This is a genomic window from Echinicola jeungdonensis, assembly GCF_030409905.1.
Taxonomy (GTDB): Bacteria; Bacteroidota; Bacteroidia; order Cytophagales; family Cyclobacteriaceae; genus Echinicola; species Echinicola jeungdonensis.
This window is the reverse complement of record NZ_JAUFQT010000001.1, coordinates 2,843,813-2,867,500: the sequence shown is the minus strand read 5'-3', so window position 1 is coordinate 2,867,500 and position 23,688 is coordinate 2,843,813. Positions and strand designations below refer to the sequence as shown.

General features: G+C 39.2%; 17 protein-coding genes and 1 tRNA gene (1 of these 18 running past the window's edge). 5 read left to right on the top strand and 13 right to left on the bottom strand.

Annotated elements, in window-relative coordinates:
• The 4 genes from QWY93_RS11935 to QWY93_RS11920 form a co-directional block, all read right to left on the bottom strand.
• On the bottom strand, positions 1-887 hold the 5' portion of the coding sequence (locus QWY93_RS11935) for an adenylosuccinate synthase (RefSeq protein ID WP_290248488.1). 385 nt of this gene lie to the left of the window's left edge; the window shows 887 of its 1,272 coding nt (coding positions 1-887); its start codon is at positions 885-887; the stop codon falls past the left edge of the window.
• 120 nt (positions 888-1,007) lie between these two features.
• Positions 1,008-1,352 carry an STAS domain-containing protein gene (locus QWY93_RS11930; protein ID WP_290248487.1) on the bottom strand — a complete coding sequence of 115 codons (345 nt, stop codon included), beginning with the start codon at positions 1,350-1,352 and terminating at the stop codon, positions 1,008-1,010.
• On the bottom strand, positions 1,349-1,816 hold the full coding sequence (locus QWY93_RS11925; protein ID WP_290248486.1) for a Fur family transcriptional regulator: 468 nt from the start codon (positions 1,814-1,816) through the stop codon (positions 1,349-1,351). Before QWY93_RS11925 ends, QWY93_RS11930 begins: the two co-directional genes overlap by 4 nt.
• A 67-nt stretch (positions 1,817-1,883) precedes the next feature.
• A complete protein-coding gene (locus tag QWY93_RS11920) occupies positions 1,884-4,106 on the bottom strand; it encodes a RelA/SpoT family protein (protein WP_290248484.1) in 2,223 nt (740 codons plus the stop codon).
• A gap of 280 nt (positions 4,107-4,386) precedes the next feature.
• Between QWY93_RS11920 and QWY93_RS11915 the strand changes: the two genes are divergently transcribed.
• The 4 genes from QWY93_RS11915 to clpX all read left to right on the top strand — a co-directional run bounded on the left by QWY93_RS11915 (position 4,387) and on the right by clpX (position 7,887).
• A tRNA-Leu gene (locus tag QWY93_RS11915) sits at positions 4,387-4,468 on the top strand.
• A 114-nt stretch (positions 4,469-4,582) separates the two neighbouring features.
• Positions 4,583-5,911 (top strand): trigger factor, encoded by a 1,329-nt coding sequence (gene tig, locus QWY93_RS11910; protein ID WP_290248483.1) that lies wholly within the window; start codon positions 4,583-4,585, stop codon positions 5,909-5,911.
• A 77-nt stretch (positions 5,912-5,988) separates the two neighbouring features.
• A complete protein-coding gene (locus QWY93_RS11905) occupies positions 5,989-6,660 on the top strand; it encodes an ATP-dependent Clp protease proteolytic subunit (RefSeq protein WP_290248482.1) in 672 nt (223 codons plus the stop codon).
• Positions 6,661-6,663: 3 nt separating this feature from the next.
• The gene (gene clpX / locus QWY93_RS11900; protein WP_290248481.1) at positions 6,664-7,887 is read left to right on the top strand and encodes an ATP-dependent Clp protease ATP-binding subunit ClpX; all 1,224 of its coding nucleotides are present in this window, start codon (positions 6,664-6,666) and stop codon (positions 7,885-7,887) included.
• Between the two features lie 78 nt (positions 7,888-7,965).
• Here the strand turns inward: clpX and lpxB are convergent, their stop codons facing one another.
• The 8 genes from lpxB to lepA all read right to left on the bottom strand — a co-directional run bounded on the left by lpxB (position 7,966) and on the right by lepA (position 21,013).
• Positions 7,966-9,072, bottom strand: coding sequence for a lipid-A-disaccharide synthase (gene lpxB, locus QWY93_RS11895; RefSeq protein WP_290248480.1), 1,107 nt, complete (start codon positions 9,070-9,072; stop codon positions 7,966-7,968).
• 110 nt (positions 9,073-9,182) lie between these two features.
• On the bottom strand, positions 9,183-9,602 hold the full coding sequence (locus QWY93_RS11890; RefSeq protein ID WP_290248479.1) for a 6-pyruvoyl trahydropterin synthase family protein: 420 nt from the start codon (positions 9,600-9,602) through the stop codon (positions 9,183-9,185).
• 170 nt (positions 9,603-9,772) lie between these two features.
• Positions 9,773-11,347, bottom strand: coding sequence for a SusD/RagB family nutrient-binding outer membrane lipoprotein (locus QWY93_RS11885; protein ID WP_290248478.1), 1,575 nt, complete (start codon positions 11,345-11,347; stop codon positions 9,773-9,775).
• 12 nt (positions 11,348-11,359) lie between these two features.
• Positions 11,360-14,650 (bottom strand): SusC/RagA family TonB-linked outer membrane protein, encoded by a 3,291-nt coding sequence (locus tag QWY93_RS11880; RefSeq protein ID WP_290248477.1) that lies wholly within the window; start codon positions 14,648-14,650, stop codon positions 11,360-11,362.
• An 898-nt stretch (positions 14,651-15,548) separates the two neighbouring features.
• Complete coding sequence (locus tag QWY93_RS11875) at positions 15,549-17,459, bottom strand: OmpA family protein (RefSeq protein ID WP_290248476.1); 1,911 nt, start codon at positions 17,457-17,459, stop codon at positions 15,549-15,551.
• A 4-nt stretch (positions 17,460-17,463) separates the two neighbouring features.
• Positions 17,464-18,090 carry a 7-carboxy-7-deazaguanine synthase QueE gene (locus QWY93_RS11870; protein WP_290248475.1) on the bottom strand — a complete coding sequence of 209 codons (627 nt, stop codon included), beginning with the start codon at positions 18,088-18,090 and terminating at the stop codon, positions 17,464-17,466.
• 118 nt (positions 18,091-18,208) lie between these two features.
• Positions 18,209-19,093, bottom strand: a complete 885-nt coding sequence (gene folD, locus QWY93_RS11865) for a bifunctional methylenetetrahydrofolate dehydrogenase/methenyltetrahydrofolate cyclohydrolase FolD (RefSeq protein ID WP_290248474.1) — start codon at positions 19,091-19,093, stop codon at positions 18,209-18,211.
• A 126-nt stretch (positions 19,094-19,219) separates the two neighbouring features.
• Complete coding sequence (lepA, locus tag QWY93_RS11860) at positions 19,220-21,013, bottom strand: translation elongation factor 4 (RefSeq protein ID WP_290248473.1); 1,794 nt, start codon at positions 21,011-21,013, stop codon at positions 19,220-19,222.
• A gap of 161 nt (positions 21,014-21,174) precedes the next feature.
• On the opposite strand from lepA, the gene QWY93_RS11855 reads away from it, so the two are divergent.
• On the top strand, positions 21,175-21,711 hold the full coding sequence (locus QWY93_RS11855) for a DUF4924 family protein (protein WP_290248472.1): 537 nt from the start codon (positions 21,175-21,177) through the stop codon (positions 21,709-21,711).
• Between the two features lie 16 nt (positions 21,712-21,727).
• Here QWY93_RS11855 and QWY93_RS11850 read toward each other — a convergent pair whose 3' ends face one another.
• Positions 21,728-23,650, bottom strand: a complete 1,923-nt coding sequence (locus tag QWY93_RS11850) for an AAA domain-containing protein (protein WP_290248471.1) — start codon at positions 23,648-23,650, stop codon at positions 21,728-21,730.
• Positions 23,651-23,688 lie beyond the last annotated feature (38 nt).

Below are 23,688 nucleotides of genomic sequence, written 5' to 3'. Positions count from 1 at the left end.
AACTCATTACCTTCTTTTCTCATTTTCTCCCCTTCATCATCAAAGAGTTCCGTTGGGAAAGGCCCGCTTCCAACCCTGGTACAATATGCCTTAAAAATACCAAATACATCCCCAATGGTGGCTGGAGAAACTCCTAGCCCCGTACAGGCCCCAGCGGTCATGGTGCTACTACTGGTAACAAAAGGATAGCTACCAAAGTCTATATCCAACAAAGAGCCTTGAGCACCTTCTGCCAAAACTTTACTTCCATTGGACATGGCGGAATTCACTTCATATTCACTATCTATTAAATTCAGTGATTTGAAAAATTCAACCGCCTCAAAAAATGACTTTTCCAATTGGGGCAACTCCTTTAAATCAAAATCATAAAATGCTAAAATATTTTTATGCTTCTCTACCAGAGCATTATATTTTTCATTAAAATCAGGACTTAGGATATCCCCCACTCTAAGGGCAACCCTGCCTATTTTATCCTGATACGTTGGCCCTATCCCTTTTAAAGTAGAACCAATTTTTTTATCCCCTTTGGACTTTTCATAGGCTGCATCCAGTAATTTATGGGTAGGAATAATTATGGTTGCCTTTTTGGAGACAAATAAGTTTTTTTGGAATGAAATATTGAACTTTCCAAGTCCTTCAATCTCCTTCCTCAACACAACAGGGTCTAAAACCACCCCATTTCCAATTACATTTTTTAAATTATCTCTGAAAATACCGCTTGGAATCTGGTGGAGCACATGTTTGATTCCATCAAACTCCAAGGTATGACCTGCATTAGGACCTCCCTGAAACCTGGCGACCATGTCATACTTAGGTGCGAGGAAATCAACTACCTTACCTTTGCCTTCATCCCCCCACTGTAGGCCTAAAAGAACGTCCATATTCATTTTTATGTGCTATATATGTTATAGATTGATAAATTTTCGCGTGAAGTTTGCAATAACAAAAAAAAATAGCAACTAGATCCCCTTTTTTTTATCCAGTTGCTATCATATTTTCAATAAATTTTAAACTACTTTTTCTTTTGCATCTTCCAAAGAATCGAAAACAGTGAAAATATTATTAAGTTTAGTGATGATCAAAAGTTTTTTAACATGCTCTGAAGGCGAGGTTAGGTAGACCTCTCCCCCGGCATTTCTCATTTTTGTCAGCATGGTGATCAAAACTCCAATTCCACTTGAGCTGATGTACCTAACACCTTTAAGGTCAATAATGCAATTTTTAATTTTATCCTGAACAGCATCAGAAACCATTTCCACTAATTGCGGACCTACTTCATCTCCGATGAGATCCCCATTAATACTGATGATAATGCTGTTACCTTCCCTTTTAGAATTATAGGTTAATTTCATACGGCCAATTTATTTTCACACGATTCCTTGGTACAATTACCGTACAAAATTAATGAATGGTGGATAATATTAAAATTTAAAATCTCCCCAACGGTATTTTGAATGTTCTGAATCCTTGGATCACAGAATTCTACCACCTTATGGCATTCTGTGCAAATCAAATGGTCATGCTGCTTGTAACCATAAGATTTTTCGTATTGGGCCAGGTTTTGACCAAACTGGTGTTTGGTCACCAGGTCGCATTCTACCAGCAAATCCAAAGTATTATAAACTGTAGCCCTGCTCACCCGGTAGTTTTTGTTTTTCATGCTGATGTACAAAGATTCTACATCAAAATGACCATCACGACCGTAAATCTCCTCCAATATGGCATACCTTTCTGGGGTCTTTCTAAGCTTTTTATTTTCTAAATAAGCGGTAAATATTTTTTTTACTTCTTCAAATAGCGTTTCGTTCAATGCCATTTTTTTCCTTTTTTTTTTTACAAATATACACTTCTTATTTAGAAATGATTCAAATAAGGCCAGCCATTTAATCAAATCGGGTTACCTTAATCACTCCGGGTACTTTGGAGAGATTATTAATCAGATTTTCCAAATGGTGGGTACTGTGTACATATAGTTTTATGGAACCTTCAAAAAGCCCGCTATCTGAATCCACGGTTATGGAACGCATATTAACTTTCAATTCACTGGAAATAACTTGAGTCAGATCATTGATCAATCCAACCCTATCCGTTCCCACTATTTTCAATCCTGCCAAAAATGCAATTTCCTGTTGGCTGGTCCAACGTGCTTTGATGACCCTATTCCCATGATTTGATAGTAACTCCAATGCATTTGGACATGAAGTCCGATGGATTTTTATTCCTTCATTTACGGTCACAAAACCAAAAACATCATCTCCAGGAATAGGGTTACAACATTTTGCCAAGATATAATCCACGACATCCATATCCTCCCCTATCAATAATTGGTCATGATCTGGCCCTTTAAGGCTTTTGATCTCCTTGGTAAATGAAGATTCATCCACCACATTTTGAAGGGGGCTTTTGCTTTTTTTCTTTTTGGTCTTTTTAAAGTCTTTAAAACCCTTAATGGAAGTGGCATCTATGGAACCCTTTCCAACTTTAAAATAAAACTCATTGGCCGTTTTGGTTTCAAAAAATGCTCTAAGCTGTTCAACCACCACAGAGGAAAAGTCCATTTTCATTTGTTTCAACTTCCTTTGGACAATCTCTTTCCCGTCCATAATCAAGGATTTTTTCTCTTCTCTTAATGCATCCTTGATCTTGGCCTTGGCCCTTGAGGTTATGACTGATTTTAACCAATCCTCTGACGGTTTTTGTTTATTTGAGGTAAGAATCTCAACCTGGTCACCATTTTTCAATTTATGATTAATGGGGACAAGTTTTTGATTGATTTTTGCACCGATACACTTTGCCCCCACTTCTGAGTGAATTTCAAAAGCAAAATCAAGAGCTGTTGCATTAAAAGGAAGCACTTTCAAATCCCCTTTTGGGGTAAACACAAAAACTTCATCCTGAAAAAGGTTACCCCTGAAGTCGTCCATAAACTCAATAGCCGAACCATCGTTGGACTCAAGCAGAGTCCTGACCTGGGTAATCCAATCATCTAAACCGGCCCCACCCTTGGAGGGACTGATATCCTTTTCTTTATACTTCCAGTGAGCTGCATACCCCCTTTCGGCAATATCATCCATCCTTTTGGTTCTGATCTGAACCTCCACCCATTGACCTGTATTACTCATTACGGTGGTATGCAAAGATTCATAACCATTGGCCCGTGGAGTACTGATCCAATCCCTTAACCTGTCAGGGTTGGGGCGGTAAAAATCGGTCACAATGGAATATACCTGCCAACAATCCGCTTTTTCATTTTCATATTTGGAATCAATGATCACCCGAATGGCAAACAAATCATATACCTCCTCAAAAGGTATATTTTGTTTTTTCATTTTATTATAAATGGAAAAAATCGATTTTGGCCTTCCTTTAATATTAAACTTAAAATTCTGCGTAGTCAGCTCCCGCTCAATTGGTGCCACAAAACTTTTAATAAATTTATTTCTGGAGATCCGGGTATCGGCAATTTTTTGGACAATAAAATTATAGGTTTCCGAATCAGTATATTTCAAATACAAATCCTCAAGTTCGGATTTGATAGCATATAAACCCAATCTATGCGCCAATGGCGCATAGAGATACATCGTCTCAGAGGCAATTTTGAGCTGTTTATGGCGAGGCATGCTTTCCAAGGTGCGCATATTATTGAGCCTATCTGCCAGTTTAATCAAAATTACTCTGACATCATCAGAAAGTGTAAGCAGCATTTTCCGGAAATTCTCCGCTTGTTGGGAACTTCCATATTCAAACACCCCTGATATCTTGGTGAGCCCATCAATGATTTTGGCCACTTTTGGTCCAAATTCCCTTTCGATATCTTCCAGTTCCCACTCAGTATCTTCAACAACATCGTGCAACAAAGCAGCCACAATACTGGTGGTTCCCAGACCTATTTCCTCCACACAAACCAGTGCAACGTCCAAAGGATGATATATATAAGGCTCTCCAGATTTTCTACGCATTTCCTTATGCGCCTCACTGGATACGTTAAATGCCTTCTTTATAATTTTGGCATCTCCATCTTTCAATAATGGCTTAGCCAATCTTAATACCTTTCTGTACCTTTTGAGTATTTCTTTTCTTTCTTCCTCTATATCTACTTTAATCATATAATCGAAGTTAAAACAATTCTATTTTTTTTAGAATGTACAGCCTCCAATTTATTTTTATTTTCAATTTCCCTAATTCCACTTCTTCCTATCCAACTCCTTCTCATCCTTAAAAACATTATTTTTATCTATTTGATTACAAACCATTTAAACAATTTCCCAATTATTTTTTATCAAAATTTACCCTCAAACTATTGCATGTTAATATTTCCTTACTACCTTTGCATCCACATTAGAGAATTGGTTGTGACAAGGGCTTAAGCAGTCCAACACACCAAATGCGGATGTGGCGAAATTGGTAGACGCACTAGACTTAGGATCTAGCGCCGCGAGGCATGGGGGTTCGAGTCCCTCCATCCGCACTAATCAACCAGCCCTCAATCCCGAACCAGCACCCCGACCCCGAATATTCGGAATGGGAAAAGGCGTCGAGGTTGAGGGTTTTTAGTTTATAGCAAATCTTAATCATTACTGCCTTGGAAATCACATTAGACAAGCATTCAGCCAATCAAGCTTCAATTAAAATTAAATTAAATGAAGCAGATTATCAACCAAAAGTTGATGCCAAACTTAAAGACTACGCTAAGAAAGCCAATATCAAAGGTTTCCGTCCAGGCAAGGCTCCTGCGGCCATGATCAAAAACCTCTATGGTACTTCCGTTTTGGTTGAAGAAATTAACGATATTCTTTCCTCATCTTTGAATGATTATATCAAAGAACAGAGTTTTAAGATCTTGGGTGACCCACTTCCTGAAACTAAAGCGGCTGAAGCTATTGATTGGAAAAATCAAAAAGAATTTGAATTTGCCTATAAAATTGGCTTTGTTGAGAATTTAGATGTCAAAATCGATGAGAGCCTTAAAGCTACCGATTATAAACTTGAGGTTGACAAAAAAGCGATTGATGACGCCATCCAAAATATCAGACGTCAGTATGGTAAAATGACCAACCCTGAGGTAAGCCAGGAGAATGATTTCCTTTATGGGGATTTGAAAGCAACTGACGGCTCTTACGAACAAACGCTTTCTCTTCCTTTGTCAAAATTGGACGGAAGGTCTTTGAAAAAATTCATTGGAGTTGAGAAAGGAGCTGAAATTGAATTTGACCCTTCCAAAGCCATCAAAGGTGACCTTAAGGAAGTATTGAATGTATCTGATGAGGATGCTTCAAAAATCTCCGGAACCTTCACCTTTACCGTCCAAAACATCAATAGAACTGAAGATGCTGATTTGGATCAGGAACTATTTGACAAAGTATTTGGTCCTGATCAGGTGAAAACTGAGGAGGAATTTGTGGAGAAGGTTAAGGAAATCCTGGGAGAAAGCTACGATAGGGAGACCAAGGTATTTACTGAGGAAAAAATCAAGGATCTATTGGTGGAAAAGGCCAACTTGGACCTTCCTGAAGAATTCTTAAAGGAATGGTTGCGTAAAGCAAACGAAGGAAAAGTTTCCGATTCGGAAATTGAAAAGGAATTTCCTGCTTACGTGAAGCAATTGACGTGGTCTTTGGTTTCCAACAAAATTGCCGAAGAAAATGAAATAAAAGCGGAACATGAAGATGTTGTCGCCAAAACCCAGGACATGATCCGCGAACAATTGGCTTCTTCCGGCCTAGGCTCACAGATGGAAGACAATATGGACATGTTTGTCAACAATTACCTTCAGGGCAATGATGGCCAAAATTACATGCAAATATTAACAGCCGTTCAAAACGACAAAGTTCTTGATTTTGTTAAAGAGAAAATAACGCTGAAAGAGGAGAAATTAAGCGTCGATAAATTTAAAGAGCTTTTAGAAAACTAATTCAAAGAATAAATCGTAAATAAAAAGTCCTTTTTTAAGGGCTTTTTTTATTTTTGTACAGAACTAAACTGCAAAACATGATTAACAAAGAGGAATTCAGAAAATACGCAATCCATAATCAGGGAGTGAGCGGTACTGCATTTGATCAATATACAAATCATATCGAAAACATGACCCGCTCCGTAATTGAAGAGCGGCCAACCAATTTTAGGGAAATCGATGTGTTTTCCAGGTTGATCATGGATAGGATTATTTTTCTAGGAACCCAAATCGATGATCATATTGCCAATATCATCACCGCCCAATTACTTTTCCTGGAGTCCGTGGATTCTAAAAAAGACATTTTATTATATATCAATAGTCCTGGTGGATCAGTATATGCTGGACTTGGAATTTATGATACCATGCAGTATATCAATCCAGATGTGGGAACCATCTGTACTGGATTGGCAGCTTCTATGGGAGCAGTATTGTTGTCAGGAGGCGGAACGGGTAAAAGGGCTGCATTACCTCACTCAAGGATCATGATCCATCAACCTTTAGGTGGCGCCCAGGGACAAGCCTCTGATATTGAAATTACTGCAAAGCAAATTTTGTTATTGAAAAAGGAGCTCTATGAAATCCTTGCCCACCATTCCGGAAAAGACATAGAACAGATTGAAAAGAACTCCGATAGGGATTATTGGATGAGAGCTCCAGAAGCCAAAGAATATGGCTTAATTGATGAAGTGTTGACAAGAAAAAAATAACTCATGGCTCAAGTAACATGCTCCTTCTGTGGTAGAAATAAAAAGGACGTTGACCTGATGGTATCAGGAATATCAGCCCATATCTGCAATTTCTGCATTGACCAGGCATATCAAATCTTAGGGGAAGAGGAGAAAACCAAAAAGGAAGACAAAAAACCAAAATTCAAGTTAAGGAAGCCCAAAGAGCTTACCGAGTACCTTAATCAATATGTAATCGGACAAAATGAAGCCAAAAAAACCTTGACTGTAGCTGTTTACAATCATTATAAAAGATTGTTACAGAAACATGGAGAAGACGATATAAAGATTGAAAAATCCAATATCATCATGGTCGGTGATACCGGAACAGGAAAAACCTACCTGGCCAAAACCTTAGCTAAGATTCTTGAGGTTCCCTTTTGCATTGCCGATGCCACTGTACTGACAGAAGCAGGGTATGTTGGAGAGGATGTGGAAAGCATCCTGACCAGATTACTTCAATCAGCAGATTACAATGTGGAAGCTGCTGAAAGGGGCATTGTTTACATCGATGAGATCGATAAAATTGCAAGGAAGTCTGATAACCCATCTATCACCAGGGACGTGAGTGGAGAAGGTGTTCAGCAAGCCATGCTCAAATTATTAGAAGGGACTTCTGTCAATGTTCCGCCCCAAGGAGGGAGAAAACATCCTGATCAAAAAATGATCTCTGTAAATACAGAAAACATCTTGTTTATCTGCGGAGGGGCATTTGATGGGATATCCAGGCATATTGCCAACAGGCTCAACACCCAACCCCTTGGTTTCAGTAAAAAATCAGAGCAGGAAATTATCGACAGAAACAATTTATTACAATACGTTACCGCTCCTGACCTGAAATCTTTTGGATTGATCCCTGAGTTGATTGGCCGACTTCCTGTTTTAACCCACCTGGATCCCTTGGACAAAGGAACTCTTAAAAGCATCCTTACCGAACCAAAAAATGCATTGACCAAGCAATATGTAAAGTTATTGGAAATGGAGGGTGTAAAACTGGAATTTCAAGAAGGAGGTATCGATTTTATAGTTGAAAAAGCAGTAGAGTATAATTTGGGTGCCAGAGGTCTAAGATCAATTTGTGAGGCTATTATTACAGATGCCATGTATGAAATCCCTTCTGAAAAGGAAATCAAAGAGCTTGTAATAGATAGAAAATATGCTCAACGCCAATTTGACAAGTCTAAATTCAAAAAACTTCAGGTAGCCTAATACCTTAAAATCGAATAAAACCATACACTTTAAATCCGTCAAATTGCCTTTTGATCCCAAAAGGAATATTTGGCGGATTTATTTTTTTATTGCCTCTATGATTAAATGAGCTGTTTCTTGTGAGGCACTTTTCTCCCCCAATTTTTCCCGAATTTCAGAATACCCATTCAACATTTGGGCTTTCTTTTGATTATCCCCAAGAATGGCTTTCAGTTCCTTTAAAAGATTGTCTCCATTATATTGCTTTTGGATAAGCTCTTTTACTACTTCCTTTTCTGCAATTAAGTTAACCAATGAAATAAAGGGAACTTTAATTAATCTTTTACCTATAGCATAACTGATTCCACTTGTTTTGTACACCACCACCTGAGGAACTCTAAACAAGGCCGTTTCCAAAGTAGCCGTTCCAGAAGTCACTACGGCAGCAGTAGCATGATAAAGAATGTCATAGGTCTGGTCAAAAATTACCCTCACCCCCAAATTCAAAGCTACCTGATAGACCTCTATATCAAGGTTTCCGACTCCCGCAATGATAAACTGAGCATTGGGGAATTTTGGGATCACTTCTACCATGGTTTTTAACATGCCTTGAACCTCCTGCTTTCTGCTTCCCGGAAGCAAAGCGATGATGGGTTTATAACTCAATTCATTTTTCTGGTAAAAAAAATCATGGGCCTCAAATTTTCCAATTTCATCCAGCAATGGGTTTCCAACATAATTAACCTCCCAATCAAATTTTCTAAAAAATTCAGGTTCAAAAGGTAGGATGGAATAAAGGTGGTCCACTGTGGCCTTTAGTTGTAAGGCCCTCTTTTGGTTCCAAGCCCAAACTTTTGGAGCGATGTAATAATGTACCCTAAAGCCCTCCTTTTTTGCAAACCGGGCAATTTTCATATTAAAACCCGCATAATCCACTAAAATCACCGCATCAGGCTTAAAATCCACTATATCTTGTTTTACCTTGGACAGGTACCTCAAGATTTTTCTAAAGCCCAATAAAACCTCCACAAAGCCCATAACTGCCACTTCCTCATAATGGGCAACCAGGCTCATTCCGGCATCTGCACAATAATCCCCTCCCATTCCTCGGAATACAGCTTCTTTATCTTTGGTTTTGATGGAGTGAATAAGGTTGGAGGCATGCAAATCCCCAGACCTTTCACCGGAAATTACATAATATTTCATCAAAGTAATTTAAAAGTCTTTCCCTACAGCAATACCACATGATACAAAAAAATAAAGATTTACTATCCTGTTAACTCTAAAAAACCATTATTACCCAAGGATCAGGAAAGCTATTCCCCATAATATTCAACAAAATTTCTAGGGGTCTCATATAAGGTAACCTTATGTAATCCTCCCTGTGAGGTGATTTTATCCACCGCAGGCTTCAATATTTTCCAAAATTCCATTGCCAAATTTTCACAGCTGGCCATTTTCCCTTGCATAAAATCCACGTCCATATTGAGGTTTTTATGGTCCACTTTGTCAATTACCAACCGCCTAATTAAGGTACTCAATGCCTTAAGATCTACCACAAATCCAGTATCTGCGTCCGGCTCCCCTTTTACGGTTACAATTAATTCAAAGTTATGGCCATGCCAATTCGCATTGGCACAGGGCCCAAAAACCTCTATATTCTTTTCCTCTGTCCAATTGGGGTTCCAAAGCTTATGGGCAGCATTAAAATGTTCTCTTCTAGAAACGTGTATCATTTTACAATTAGGAATTCAGAGTGCAAAGATAAAAAAAGTACCCCGCTATCACCAATCCTTTTTAGAGTATTGCCTAATTTGGGAATTTATCCCTTAAATAAGCATTTAAGGCAGGTAAAATGCCACCCTAAAATTAGGGTGGCATTTATTATTTTCATTTTATTTAATTTTTAATTTACATCCCACCATAACTTGGAATTTAATGCATCCCCATTATCAAGATTACTGACAGCTTGTCTTCTATTGTCCCCATTTAAGGTCCTTTCAAAATCTGGATATTGCATCCTGAAAGGAATGTCAGTAATCCCATCTACAAGAGATGAAAAGGTATAATCAATTGTCGTTCCTGCAACAGGTGTAACACTAAACTCTGTCCCAGGGAGAATCAATGTTTGGGGGTATCCAGTTCTTCTATACTCTTGCCAAGCGGTATGGGCATCCATGTATAAGGAAATATACTTTTGTGTCAATACGGTTTCTTCACTTGCAGGTGGCAAAGCTGCAATATACGCATCGATATCTTCTGTTGGCACTCCCCATTTCTGCATAGAAGCCCTAACCCCATTTTCATAATGAGTTTGGTTCCAATTGTTCAGTTCACTTAGGATAAATGAAACTTCAGCAAATTCCATTAGGGTTTGAGTATAGTTAGGGACATTTATTATTTTATCCCCGGGCAAACTCTCCCATACAAACACCTGAGCTTCAGAAGAACTCTCATTAACCGGCATCCCGACAAAATCGCCATTACTATTTGGAATGGCATACATCTCTAATCTCGGATCCCTTATTCCACTGAAGGGGTTATCAGTAATATCATTTCCATCGTGATCAACAAGATTATTACCTAACAACATTTGACAGAAAGGGTGCGAAATGGCAAAATCCTTCCTATTGCTGACATTAAAAGCCCTGTAAATTGGTGCTGCGTTAACATCACTGGACTCATAAGTAAATCCTGCATTTTCTTCATTTGAAGTAAAAACGCCCTTGGATATGGCGTCATTGATGTGAGTTTCTGCCAAAGAAGGATTAACCCCACTAATTTTAAGGGCAACCCTTAGACGAAGAGAATTGGCAAATTTTTTCCAAAGGGCCATTTGATTCTCTTCACCTCCATAAATATTATCACCCACTACTCCTAAAGCCGCTTCATCAATCATCGCCTCAGCCTCTTGTAACTCATTGAGGATATCGGCATATATTTTTTCCTGTGAAGCATATGCCGGAGATAAAATCTCCTCTTCTACATCCGCAACTCTTAGCGCCTGAAAATCAGCATCATCGGAACCATAGGAATAATAAGGAATATCACCCCATGTATCGGCCATTACATTAAAGGTCCAAGCCATTAATATTCTAACTACCGCAATTTGATTTTCATTGGCGCCATACTGGCTATTTTCCACTCTGGTATCCTCATTTGTATTCAAATAAAGGACCTTCCTCAAGTTTTCTAGATTTGCATAGAAATCTTCCCAAGTTTCCCTTTGGGACTCTCTGTACACATACCGGTCTTCATCGGCATATTCGGATTGAGTCCAATATTGCATGGTCACCAAGGTGAACCTTCCTTGAAACCACTCATCGTAAAGGTCATCCATCATTTTTTTGGTCGCATCATTTAGCAATCCAGAAGTTGGAGGATCCGTGATTTCATTAGGGTTCTCTTTATAATCCAGATCACAAGCCCATAATAGGGTTGTCAATCCAGTTACGAATATTTTTATTTTAAAGCTTTTCATATCGCTAGGTATTTATAGTCCAATATCCACTCGAACTCCAAAAGTTTTTGAGGTAGGCATAAAGGATCCCTCGATCCCCTGAACATTATTAGAGCCATTTACAGTAACTTCTGGATCCAAACCTTTGTAATCAAGGCCGAAGGTCCAAAAATTTCTTCCATAGGCGGAAACCCGCAAACTCCTGATATAATTATTCCTGCTCATATTAAAGTTATACCCAATGGCCAGCTCTCTTAATTTAATATAGTCTGCATCAAACACACTTTGGGCACTTGGAGAACCAAAGCCATGATAATGTCTTGCAGCCCATCCTTGACCTGAAACATAGGTTTCATTTGGTGCTGTATTGGAAACAGTATAAGGACCGTCTTCATTAAATTCAACAGTACCTACTTCATTAAATACAACATCACCTGTAACACCATCAAGCCTGATGCCTCCTCCTTCTGATACCGGAGACCGAATTTCATTGCCTTTGTCATTTACTGCAGCAGTTGGTCCCCACAGTCCAGCATAGTGACCCCACATGTGTGAAACGGAATAAAACTTACCACCTTGCTGAATATCAAACAAAATGCTCAGGTCAAAATTACCATAGGTAAGGTTATTCCTGATTCCCATATTATAATCTGGAATCACAGAGCCAAGGGGAACTAAATTTGGGGTTCTGGCCCAATATCCATTGGACTGAACTACTTTATTACCTTGCTCATCATAAATAAAATCATATCCCCAAAGCTGTCCATATCGTTCTCCTACCGATGCTCTCAAGGTAACCCCATCAAATGGAGCACTGCCAAGGTCCATAGCCTCTATACCTTCAATAATTTCAACAACCTCATTATTTATTCTGGTAAAGTTGACATTGATATCCCATTTAAAATCACTGTTCTGAACAGGGGTACCCCTTAACATGACCTCTATCCCTTTGTTTTCGATTTCACCTGCATTAATAAACTTAGCATCATAACCGGTAGCTCTGGACAACTCCAATGGGATAATCTGGTCTGTAGTAACATTCTTAAAATAGGTAATATCAAATCCAAGCCGATCACGGAACAAGCTTGCTTCAAGGCCAACTTCCCAAGTGTCTGTATTCTCTGGTTTCAGGTTACTATTTAACAAATCCTCAGGAGCAAATATCCTTGGCACACTTTGGAATGTTCCATCTGTATTGAATTGATAGGTGGTCAATACATTATAGGCATCTGTATCTTTAGATACCCTTGCTGCACCAAGACGTAATTTACCATAACTCAACCAGGAGTAGTCAAGAGGTTCTGAAAACAAAAAACTTAGAGATGCTGAGGGATAAAAGTAAGAGTTATTATCTTCCGGTAATGTGGAAGACCAATCGTTCCTTGCAGTAAGGTCCAGGTAAAGCATATCCCTATAACCTAAATTGGCAGTGGCAAACAAACTATTGATACTTTTTTCTGTAGTTCGATCATTTGGCAACACCGCCCCTGCTGAATTAAGCAAATTATATAGCTTCGCTACAACCAGTCCACCTGAAGTTTCTCCCCTGTTAAGGTGTAGCCTTTGTCTCATTTGGTTACCCCCTACCAAAGCAGTCAAATGAAGCTCCTCATTTAATTGCTTTTCATAACCCAAGGTGGCCTCATAGTTGAATTCATTATTGTTTCTTACCGCCTCATAATAATAGGACTGAGCTTGTGAACCCACAGCAACGCGCTCCCGGTTATAAAAGGAATACAAATCACCGCTTATCCGTCCGCCCAGGTTCAAGCCTTCTATTATTTCATAATTAAGGCCAATATTTCCATAAAATCGGTCTCTTTCATCATCTGCATAATTTTCATATGCTGCCCAGTGGTGATTATCGGAGTAGTGAGGGGTAGGATCATCCCATGCATTCCTGTTCCAGGATCTTTGGGACCCATCACTGTTTAGGTATTTTTTGGAACGTTCATAGTCTATTTGTCGCTGGGTCCATTGGAAAAGAATTTGACCCAATGGGCTACCATATGGCTGATTCGAAGCAGGATAACCTAATAATGGCCTGCCTTTGGTTGCTGCCCTTATATAATTCAAAGATGCTGAAGTTTTGAACTTATCAAAAACTTCAGCTTTACCACTGAGAGAAAAATTATTTTGGTCAAGTTCCGAACCAGGAAGGGTTCCAGTTGTATGGGTATTGGTATAGGCCAAACGTACGGAGGAATTTAAATTTGACCTTGAAACGGCTACTGAATTAACTGTAGACACTCCCGTTTCAAAAAAATCACGCACATCATTTTCGGGGGCAACCCAAGGCCTTGGCTGCAAATAATCCTCTGGATAATCCTCGCTAAAGGCATCCCAGTGGAGAACGGAAATGTTTGGGTCATATCTTGGGCCCCAACTTTCATCGATTCCATATTGAACTACCTTATAATCCGTTCCTTCAATATTGACCACCGCAAATCCATCTTCACCACCATCCTCATCACTTATTATTGCCCCTCCTCCATATTTCCTTTGAAGTTCGGGCATCAAATAAACGCTTTCAAAATTTACGGAGGAACTTAAGTCTACCTTAAATGCCTCTTTTCCAAGAGAGCCCTTTTTAGTAGTTATTAAAATCACACCGTTGGCAGCACGGGAACCGTAGAGGGCCGCTGCAGTACCTTTTAATATGGAAATACTTTCAATATCATTAGGGTTAATATCATTGAGCATATTTCCATAATCATATCCCCCACTACCATCTTGCATGGCATCACTGTTAAAGTTGGAATTGTTTACCGGCAATCCATCAATAACAATCAGGGGTTGGTTCTCACCAAAAAAGGAGCTTGCCCCCCGAATAGTAATCCGTTTAGATCCACCGATATTGGTTGAGGAATTCAATTGAACTCCGGAAACCCTCCCAGCCAACGAACTGATTACATCCGTTTGTTGGGATTTATTTAGCTCTTCTGAATCTACTTCTTGCACGGAATACCCCAGAGATGCCTTCTCTCTTGTAATACCCATTGCCGTTACAACTACTTCTGATAACACTCTTGCTTCAGATTCCATTTCCACATTAATAATAGATCTGTCTCCGATGGCTACCTCCTTGGTAGTCATTCCTATAAAAGAGAAGATCAAAACTTCCCCACCCTCTGGCACTTGGAGTGAGTAGTTACCATCCAAATCTGTTACTGCACCAACTGAGGTGCCTTGTACCAGAACGCTTACACCAGGTAAGGCTTCCCCATTTTCAGAAGAAGTCACCTTTCCTGTAACCCTTGTTTGAGCAAATGCCACTGCACTTGCAAAAACCAGCGTTAGTCCAAGAAGTAATATTTTCCTCATGTGTATATTTTTTTGGTTAACTACTATTAATTTAACTTTTATACAGTTAATAATCCAATTTTATTTGTTTTTTCTACAAACACATTCAAAACGCCATCAAACACATTTTTTTACATACAATTTTTTGTTATTTATTTTTTACTTTTAATATGTTTTTTATTCTTTATTTTGTTATTTTAAAAAAATTTTATTTCCCATTTTTATTTTTTTTTAATAAAAATCTATTTTATTACCATTTTTATTTTATATCATTATTTAAATTAATTTTTACTATTTATTTATCTTTCATAAAATTTAAAAGTATTTTCCTCCTATTTTTATATAATTATTACCAGATTATTTTTCAATATTTAAAAAACAACTTACCCAATATCAATACAACAAAACCAAAAGTTTATCACATTAATCTGGATCATAAATAAAATTCGGTTATTACTCACCCGCACAAAGGATGATTTATTTCAAAAAAAAAAGCTTTTGAAACCGGCAATTCAGGAACCTTGTAATTGAATTTGTCCTACAAAAAATAAAATCTCTACCATTTTAATTCTCTTCATTATTAAGGATTAAATAAATAAAAACTTCAGGCTGTAACCTTATAAAAAATACCAGTTTAAATTTTGAAATGAGAATACGTCAGGGAAAGTGATTTGAAGGCAAAAGGTTTGGGGAATTGAATAAGGAATTTTTTATTCCTGTATATTGGCAATTTCGCCCATAATCCTCCAACTCAAAAGGTGACTCACAAATTTTAGGTTTGGCACGAATTAATATTTATTGAAATCACATATCCAAATGAATTATTTCATCAAATTTTCCTCCTGGCAAGAAAGCTGATAATCAGATTTTTATTAATGAAAAAGTTTTAAGTCTTAGCCGGATTCCGGACACCCCAATATTATTGAATCACGATTTCAATTCTCCTATTTTTTGCCCGGTTAGAAGGTGTATCGTTGGAAACAAGAGGCTTTTTATCCCCCCATCCTTTCACTTTCAATTTCCCTCCTGAAACCCCTTGTGATATCAGATATGCTTTTACACTTTGAGCTCTCCTGAGACTTAAATCCTGATTATACTGATCATCCCCAACACTGTCGGTATGCCCTTCAATTAAAATATCGACATCAGGGTTTTCCTTCATAAATTTCTTTAAGCGAACAAGAGAACTCATTGATTCTTTCTTTAGGTCGGCTTTGTCAAAATCAAAAAACACATTTTCAAAAACAAACTGCTCCCCTTTTTCTACAGGAGTCAAACTGACCTTCATATCCTTAATATCTTTAAGGCTATCCTTTTCCACATTATAGATTTTGGGCAAATACCCCTCTTTTTCTACATAAAGACCAGAAAAAGCTTTATCCGGGTACAACATCATAAACTCCCCGGATTCACCATCTGATTTAAAAGCATACATGGTACTGTCATTCTCCAGGTTCACCAATGATAATGTAGCCTCCACCGGTTTTCCTGTCCTTTCATTGATCACCTTCCCTTCGGTCACTACAAGCCTTTCTCCAAGATCAATTTCTTTGGGGAATGGAAAACGAAACAAAAAAGACCTGTCTAAGACTCCATTGCTCAGGGAATTTTCTGTATAATAAGCATAATCCCGCTGGGCTGTAATAAACAAAGCCAATTGGTCTTTATGATCATTGATTGGATAGCCTAAGTTTTGGGGAGATTCAAAAACCCCTTTATTGATTTTTGTAGTAAACAGGTCCATACCTCCAAACCCAATATGCCCATTTGAGGCGAAAAACAGCAATTCATTATTAAAATAAATAAATGGGGAAACCTCATCATAAACCGTATTCACCACTTCCCCTACATTAACCGGTTCTGACCAGGTTCCATCATCCATTCGCATGGTGTACCAAATATCATTTCCCCCACATCCGCCTCTCCTGTTGGAAGAAAAAAACAAAATACTACCATCTGCAGAAAGGGAGGGCTGTGAATCCCAATACCTGGAATTCACCTTCTCTCCCATATTCCTTGGTTTTTGCCATAACCCGTTGACTTTATAGGCCACATAAAGGTCACAAGAGCCAAATGAATCAGGGGCATCACAACTGGTGTAAATTAAAATTTTCCCATCAGCCGAAATGGTACAGGTTCCTTCATTATTAATGGTATTGATGGTTTTTGACAAGGGTTCAGGTTGAGTCCAATGCCCATTTTGCCAATTGGCCACAAAAATATCCTCATTTTCACTCCTGGCCAGTCCATCCCTTTTTGTAAAAAATATCCGTTTACTGTCAGCCGTAAGGACGGGAAAATATTGAAGCTTGAAATTATTGAGAGGCTTTTCCAGCTTTTCCTTTTCTATACTTTTAGCATTTTGGATTTCCTTTTCAATAAACCGAAGCTGACGAGCTATATCCTGATATCCCTGAGAAGCTTTGAGCTCCTCAGAAAAATAGCTTTCTGTCTCCTTGAATTTTTCTATGGCTTTTTGGAAATTCCCAGATTTGAGGTAAATTTTAGTAAGAAGCCAACCAAAATCATCTTTAAATTCTTCGTTTTGGCGGATTTTACTTTCTCCCCTTAAGGCAACCTGAAGAGAATTCTCATAATCTTCCCTATTGAGCAACAATTGGGACCAATCCCGGTAAGCTTCTAAAAAATTATCATTCCTCCTGATGGTAGCCTGGTACTTTTCCATGGCTTCCAGGTACCTTCGCTTTAAAACCAATTCTTTCCCCTCCTGATAGAGCTTTATGGCTCTTCTGTCATCCACGGAATAATCCTGGCCCCATACCCCAAAGGAGATTAAGGTCAGCAAAAGGATAAATTGGGTTTTCAGCATAAATTTACGGTATATCCATAAATTTATGAGTTTGAAGTGAAATATTCCAATTTGGATGATTTTTTACGTAATCAATGATCTTTTTGGTATTAGTTTCTGCTTTGCTCCATTCCGGTTGGAGCAATTTCCTGCAGTTTTCTTTAACCTTGGCCGCATGGGTTTCGGCAAATTCAAAATCACTCTTATGAAATACCACCACTTTTAACTCATCGGCTTTTTCATAAATTCCAGGATGGGGCTTTTTAAACTTTTTGGGCGAAAAACAAACCCAATCAAATTCTCCTGAAAAAGTATGCGCACCGCTGGTCTCTATATTCGTTGTAAAGCCTTTCGCTTTGAGCAGACGTGTCAAGGGGTCCAAATTATACATTAAAGGCTCTCCCCCAGTTATAACGACTAACCTTCCTTCATAGGAAAGTGCTCCTTCCACAATTTCTTCAATGCCTACTAAAGGCCACTTTCCGGCTTCCCAGGATTCTTTTACATCACACCAAACACAACCAACATCACATCCTCCTAACCGGATAAAATATGCCGGATACCCTGAAAAGGTCCCCTCTCCCTGTATTGTATAAAATGCCTCCATCAAGGGAAGCATTAATCCTTGATCTACTGCTGTCTTTGTGTTCATGATAATTTTTGGTTAAGCGGGTGATTGAACCGCTGGTGTTATTTGTAAAAGCCTGATTCCAGATTCATTGGACTCCGGAAACAGACTGTAAATTTATTTTAATCAAAGTCTATTGAGCTTAAGCATAAATTTTCTTCTCAGCTGCCAATAGGGTGTTATAAAGTAAAGAAGCAATGGTCATTGGTCCAACCCCACCTGGAACAGGTGTTATGGCTGAAACTTTTTCGGAGACTTCATCAAATTTCACATCTCCAATCAACCTAAATCCTCTTTTCTTAGAGGCATCTTCGATCCTGTGGATACCAACATCAATCACTACAGCCCCTTCTTTCACCATATCAGCCTTAAGGAATTCTGGTTTGCCCAAAGCAACAATCAGGATATCGGCTGATTTAGTAATTTCAGTCAAATTCTGGGTGCGACTGTGAGTAAGGGTCACAGTACAATTACCTGGATTACCATTTCTGGCCATAAGGATACTCATGGGAGAACCAACAATATGACTCCTACCAATAACAACACAATGCTTGCCAGAAGTTTCAATTTCATATCTCTTCAATAGCTCCACAATCCCATTGGGGGTTGCAGAAACATAGGTAGGCCAATTTAAGGCCATTCTACCCACATTGGCAGGGGTAAATCCATCCACATCCTTTTCAGGCTTGATCTTTTCTGTCACTTTTTCCACAGCAATATGCTTGGGAAGTGGCAATTGGACAATCAACCCGTCAATATCTGGGTTTTCATTAATATCCTCCACCACTTTCAGCAGTTCATCTTCAGAAACAGTATCTTCCAACCTTACCAAGGTAGACTCAAAGCCTACTTGCTCGCAAGCTTTTACTTTGGCTCCAACATAAGTCTGGCTGGCACCATCCTCACCAACTAGCACAGCTGCCAAATGGGGTGTTTTCCCCCCTTCTAATTTTATTTCCTTTACCCTTGCGGCAATTTCGTCTTTGATTTCCGCAGATGTTTTTTTTCCGTCAATGATTGTGGGCATAATATTGATTTGATCTAAGCCAAAGGTAGCTCGGGTTTGGACATCACCATTTCCAAACTCCCCTGGTTCAATTATATTAAAACGAATTTTTCAATTTTCAAGCAATCAAGCAGGGCAATAAATTGGCTAATCCAATTTAAGAACAGCCATAAAGGCTTCCTGAGGAACTTCTACATTACCCACTTGCCTCATACGTTTCTTTCCTTTTTTCTGTTTCTCCAGCAGTTTTCGTTTCCTGGAAATATCCCCTCCATAACATTTAGCCAATACATTTTTCCGCATGGCTTTTACGGTCTCCCGAGCAATCACCTTGGTTCCAATGGCCGCTTGAATAGCTATTTCAAACATTTGCCGTGGCACAAGTTCCTTTAATTTCTCACAAAGCCTTCTCCCCCATTCATAGGCCTTATCCCTGTGCACTATAGCTGACAGGGCATCCACCACTTCCCCGTTCAACATCACATCCAACCTTACCATAGTTGAAGGTTGGTTATCTTTCAGCTCATAGTCAAGGGAAGCATAACCTCTGGAAATGGTCTTTAATTTATCGAAAAAGTCAAATACAATTTCCGCCAATGGCATATTAAAAGTCAATTCCACCCGGTCTGCTGTCAGGTAAACCTGGTTTTTGATTTGCCCCCTTTTTTCCATGCACAACTGAATCACTGGACCAACATAATCGGCTTTGGTGATAATCGATGCCCTAACAAAAGGCTCCTCTATATGCTTATACAAATTAGTATCCGGCATATCAGAAGGTGCATTGATCAATTTGTACTCCCCATCATTCATCAAGGCTTTAAATTGGACAGAGGGTACAGTGGTAATCACCGTCATATCAAACTCCCGCTCCAGCCTTTCCTGGATAATTTCCATGTGAAGCATTCCCAAAAAACCACATCGGAACCCAAAACCCAGTGCCGCTGAAGTCTCCGGCTCCCAAACCAGGGAAGCATCATTCAACTGCAACTTTTCCATAGAATTTCTGAGCTCCTCAAATTCTGTGGTATCTACGGGGTAAATACCTGCAAACACCATGGGTTTAACATTTTCAAATCCCTTTACAGCCTGAGAACAAGGTTTTTTGATATGTGTAATGGTATCCCCAACTTTTACCTCCTTTGCCACCTTGATACCGGATATTAGATACCCTACATTCCCCGCACTCAGGGATTCTTGTGGCTTTTGTTGGATTCCTAAAACACCAATTTCATCGGCATCATATTCTTTACCAGTGTTGACAAATTTAATTTTATCCCCTTTGTTAATAGTGCCATTAAAAATCCGGAAAAGCACTTCTACCCCTCTAAAGGGATTATACACGGAATCAAAAATCATGGCTTGCAAGGGCTCTTTTTCATCTCCCTTTGGAGCAGGAATCCTTTCCACCACTGCATTCAAGATGTCTTCAACACCTGTCCCCTCTTTACCTGATGCCAAAATGATATCTTCACGGTCACAACCGATCAAATCCATCACCTCTTCAGCAATTACCTCAGGTTCTGCTCCGGGCAAGTCAATTTTATTTAATACAGGAATGATCTCCAGATCATGTTCCATGGCCAAATAAAGGTTGGTTATGGTCTGGGCCTCCACACCCTGCGAAGCATCTACAATCAACAAAGCCCCCTCACATGCAGCAATGGACCTGGAAACTTCATATGAAAAATCCACGTGTCCGGGAGTATCGATCAGGTTTAGAACATGCTCATCTCCCTTATAATCATACCGCATTTGGATGGCATGGGATTTAATGGTAATCCCCCGCTCACGCTCCAAATCCATGTTATCCAACAATTGGTCCTGCATCTCCCTGTCGGATACCGTTTTGGTAAATTGAAGAAGCCGGTCCGCTAATGTACTCTTCCCATGATCAATATGGGCAATAATACAGAAATTTCTAATTTTTTGCATATTCATTCTGTTGGCAAAAGTAGTAAATAGTTAGTGTTTTAGCAGTATAGAACCCACTATTTATAAATGCTTTCTCTGTCACTTCAACCATTTTATCCGCATTTGACTTAGATCTTCCTTGTCACAGGTCAAAAGGCTCCTTATCTTTGCCCCCTTAATATTGCCCTATGAAACAACTGGCCGAAAAAAAAAGAAACCAAAATATTGGAGAGTACATCATATACATGTACCAAATGGAAGATTTGATCCGTTCTTACCAATTTAATATGGAAGAAATACGTCAATATGTCATCTCTCATTATCCCATATCGGCTGAGGAAAAAGAGGAAATTTCAGATTGGTTCCTATCCCTGTCAGACCAAATGAAGCAGGAAGGAATCACTGAAACCGGTCACCTTTCCTCCACCCAAAAAGAAGTGGACCGGTTGGCCAAAATTCATTGGGATCTGTTAAAAACTGATAAAGAGTATTTCCAGATTTACAATAATGCAAAACCTCATGTTATGGAGGCCATCCTTTCTGCAGAAGGAAAAGACCTTGGGCATGAAATCCAAGTTTGCCTTAATGGGGTTTATGGGCTTTTACTTTGCCGGTTGACAGGAAAAAAAATCAGCCCGGAACAGGAACAATCGGCCGAAGCTTTTGGAGATGTTCTTAGTTACCTCAACCTTGTTTATATGGATAAAAAAGGAAAGCTTTCCTAACTCCTCCTGGACTGGACTAAAACTCCAAATATTCATAAACACTTCGGTAAATATTATTCCTTTCAGCATAATTGAGAAAGGCTTTGTAAAATGGATGATTCCCTAAAGTAGCACTATCCCCAACCACGATCAGTTTTCTTTTTGCCCTTGTCAATGCCACATTCATTCTACGGGTATCAGCCAAAAAACCAATTTCACCTTTATCATTGGACCGGACAAGGCTTATCAAAATCAGGTCCCTTTCCTGCCCCTGAAAACCATCAACGGTATCAATGGTAAGGAGGTCATCCAATTTTTTAACCATTGGAAAATCCCCGTCTTCCACCATTTCATTCAATTGCTTTACTTGGGCTTTATAAGGGGATATGATCCCCACATTATATGGATTTTCCCTAAAACCATCCATCCCAACCCTTTTGATCAATTGGTCCAACACAGCCAGGGAAAACCGGCCTTCCTCCATGTTCAATTTACTTAGGGAATCCTTTTCTATCTGCTCACCAAACCCGCTTCCAGCTGTATCTATAAACTCCATAACTGGTTCTTCTGTAGCCAAATAATGGTGTTCGGTATTGGGTGCAGCCTCTAACTCACCTTTGTAAAAATATTCATTGGAAAATGCCATTATCATTTTTGGCATACGGTATTGGAGAGTTAGCATCCAGCTCATTTCCTTTTGCCTCTTGATGGCTTTTTCAAAAAGTGTTTCACTTAACCCCTCTTTGGCCGCCTCAAAAGATTTGATGGTAGGGGGCAACTGGCAATGGTCACCTGCCATGATGATTCTTTCTCCTTTCAAAATAGGAATCCAGGTTGCAGGTTCCATGCCCTGGGCAGCTTCATCTATAAAAACAACAGGAAACTGGATACCTTTTAAGGCCGTGTTACTTGCCCCCACCAAGGTCGTAGCCACAACTTTTGATTGCTGAAACACATCGTACAATATGTAATTTTCAAGATGGTCTGCCTCTTCTTTGACCCTGGAAGCTTCACTCATTAACTTTTTCCTTTGGGCACGCTCCTCGGGTCCAAATTTCCTTTTATACTTTTTTCCTAACCTTTTGAATTCCTCAGCCGATTTGCGGAGTTTTTTCAACTCCTTATAACTCCCATGCTGTGCAATTTTGGCATCCAAGGTTTGGGACAAAATTTGATCATCAACACGGGCAGGGTGTCCAATTCTTAGAGTGGACACTCCTTCATTTATTAATTTTTCCACCAATAAATCTACTGCGGCATTACTTGGCGCACAAACCAAAACCTGATCATGATATTCTAAAGCAAGTTGAACCGCTGCAACCAAAGTTGTGGTTTTCCCGGTCCCTGGAGGGCCATGAATCACTCCAAGATCCTGTGCTTCCATCACCCCATTAACGGCCTGACCTTGACTGGTATTGAGAGCAGGCAAATTTACCGGAACCCAGGAACTTTTACCGGCTACCAAATCCCCTAACATCACATCCCTAAGGTACCCCAACCTTCCTTCGGAAGATTTCATTACTGCATGGAGGGCAAATTCCATTTCCCGGTAACTGGCTTCATCAAACAATAAATCCACCCCCAACTTCCCATCATGCAACCATTCCGGCCAACCACCTCCGGAAAGAGTGATGACCATGATATTTTTCCTTACAAAATTCACTACACCATTGGCCCGATAATATTTACCCTCCCGGGCATTTGAAAAAAGAGAGACTGATTTTCCGGACTGAAAGCCATGAGACCCCTGGTCATCCATCCTTTCTACCTCGACAATCATCCTTTCACCAAATCCAAATTTCTTTTTTTTCAATTCTACAGGGTACCAACAAACCCCTTCCTTCTTTCTATCTGCCAAAGAGGTACTTTGAATCTTATTTTGATATTGCTGAAGGTCTGCTGCCCATTCCTTTTTTAAAAGTTGTAAAGTATGTTTTAATTCTTCCTGTATTTTCGACATCAATGGTTATTTTTAAGATTCAAAACTAATTTATTTAA

Coding starts and splice junctions, on each gene's coding strand:
- QWY93_RS11890 (WP_290248479.1), bottom strand. CDS start 9,602: ATGATACACGTTTCTAGAAGAGAACATTTTAATGCTGCCCATAAGCTT.
- QWY93_RS11870 (WP_290248475.1), bottom strand. CDS start 18,090: ATGAACACAAAGACAGCAGTAGATCAAGGATTAATGCTTCCCTTGATG.
- QWY93_RS11855 (WP_290248472.1), top strand. CDS start 21,175: ATGAAACAACTGGCCGAAAAAAAAAGAAACCAAAATATTGGAGAGTAC.
- clpX (WP_290248481.1), top strand. CDS start 6,664: ATGGCTCAAGTAACATGCTCCTTCTGTGGTAGAAATAAAAAGGACGTT.
- QWY93_RS11850 (WP_290248471.1), bottom strand. CDS start 23,650: ATGTCGAAAATACAGGAAGAATTAAAACATACTTTACAACTTTTAAAA.
- QWY93_RS11920 (WP_290248484.1), bottom strand. CDS start 4,106: ATGATTAAAGTAGATATAGAGGAAGAAAGAAAAGAAATACTCAAAAGG.
- QWY93_RS11880 (WP_290248477.1), bottom strand. CDS start 14,650: ATGAGGAAAATATTACTTCTTGGACTAACGCTGGTTTTTGCAAGTGCA.
- QWY93_RS11885 (WP_290248478.1), bottom strand. CDS start 11,347: ATGAAAAGCTTTAAAATAAAAATATTCGTAACTGGATTGACAACCCTA.
- lepA (WP_290248473.1), bottom strand. CDS start 21,013: ATGAATATGCAAAAAATTAGAAATTTCTGTATTATTGCCCATATTGAT.
- lpxB (WP_290248480.1), bottom strand. CDS start 9,072: ATGAAATATTATGTAATTTCCGGTGAAAGGTCTGGGGATTTGCATGCC.
- QWY93_RS11930 (WP_290248487.1), bottom strand. CDS start 1,352: ATGAAATTAACCTATAATTCTAAAAGGGAAGGTAACAGCATTATCATC.
- folD (WP_290248474.1), bottom strand. CDS start 19,093: ATGCCCACAATCATTGACGGAAAAAAAACATCTGCGGAAATCAAAGAC.
- QWY93_RS11875 (WP_290248476.1), bottom strand. CDS start 17,459: ATGCTGAAAACCCAATTTATCCTTTTGCTGACCTTAATCTCCTTTGGG.
- QWY93_RS11925 (WP_290248486.1), bottom strand. CDS start 1,816: ATGGCATTGAACGAAACGCTATTTGAAGAAGTAAAAAAAATATTTACC.
- QWY93_RS11905 (WP_290248482.1), top strand. CDS start 5,989: ATGATTAACAAAGAGGAATTCAGAAAATACGCAATCCATAATCAGGGA.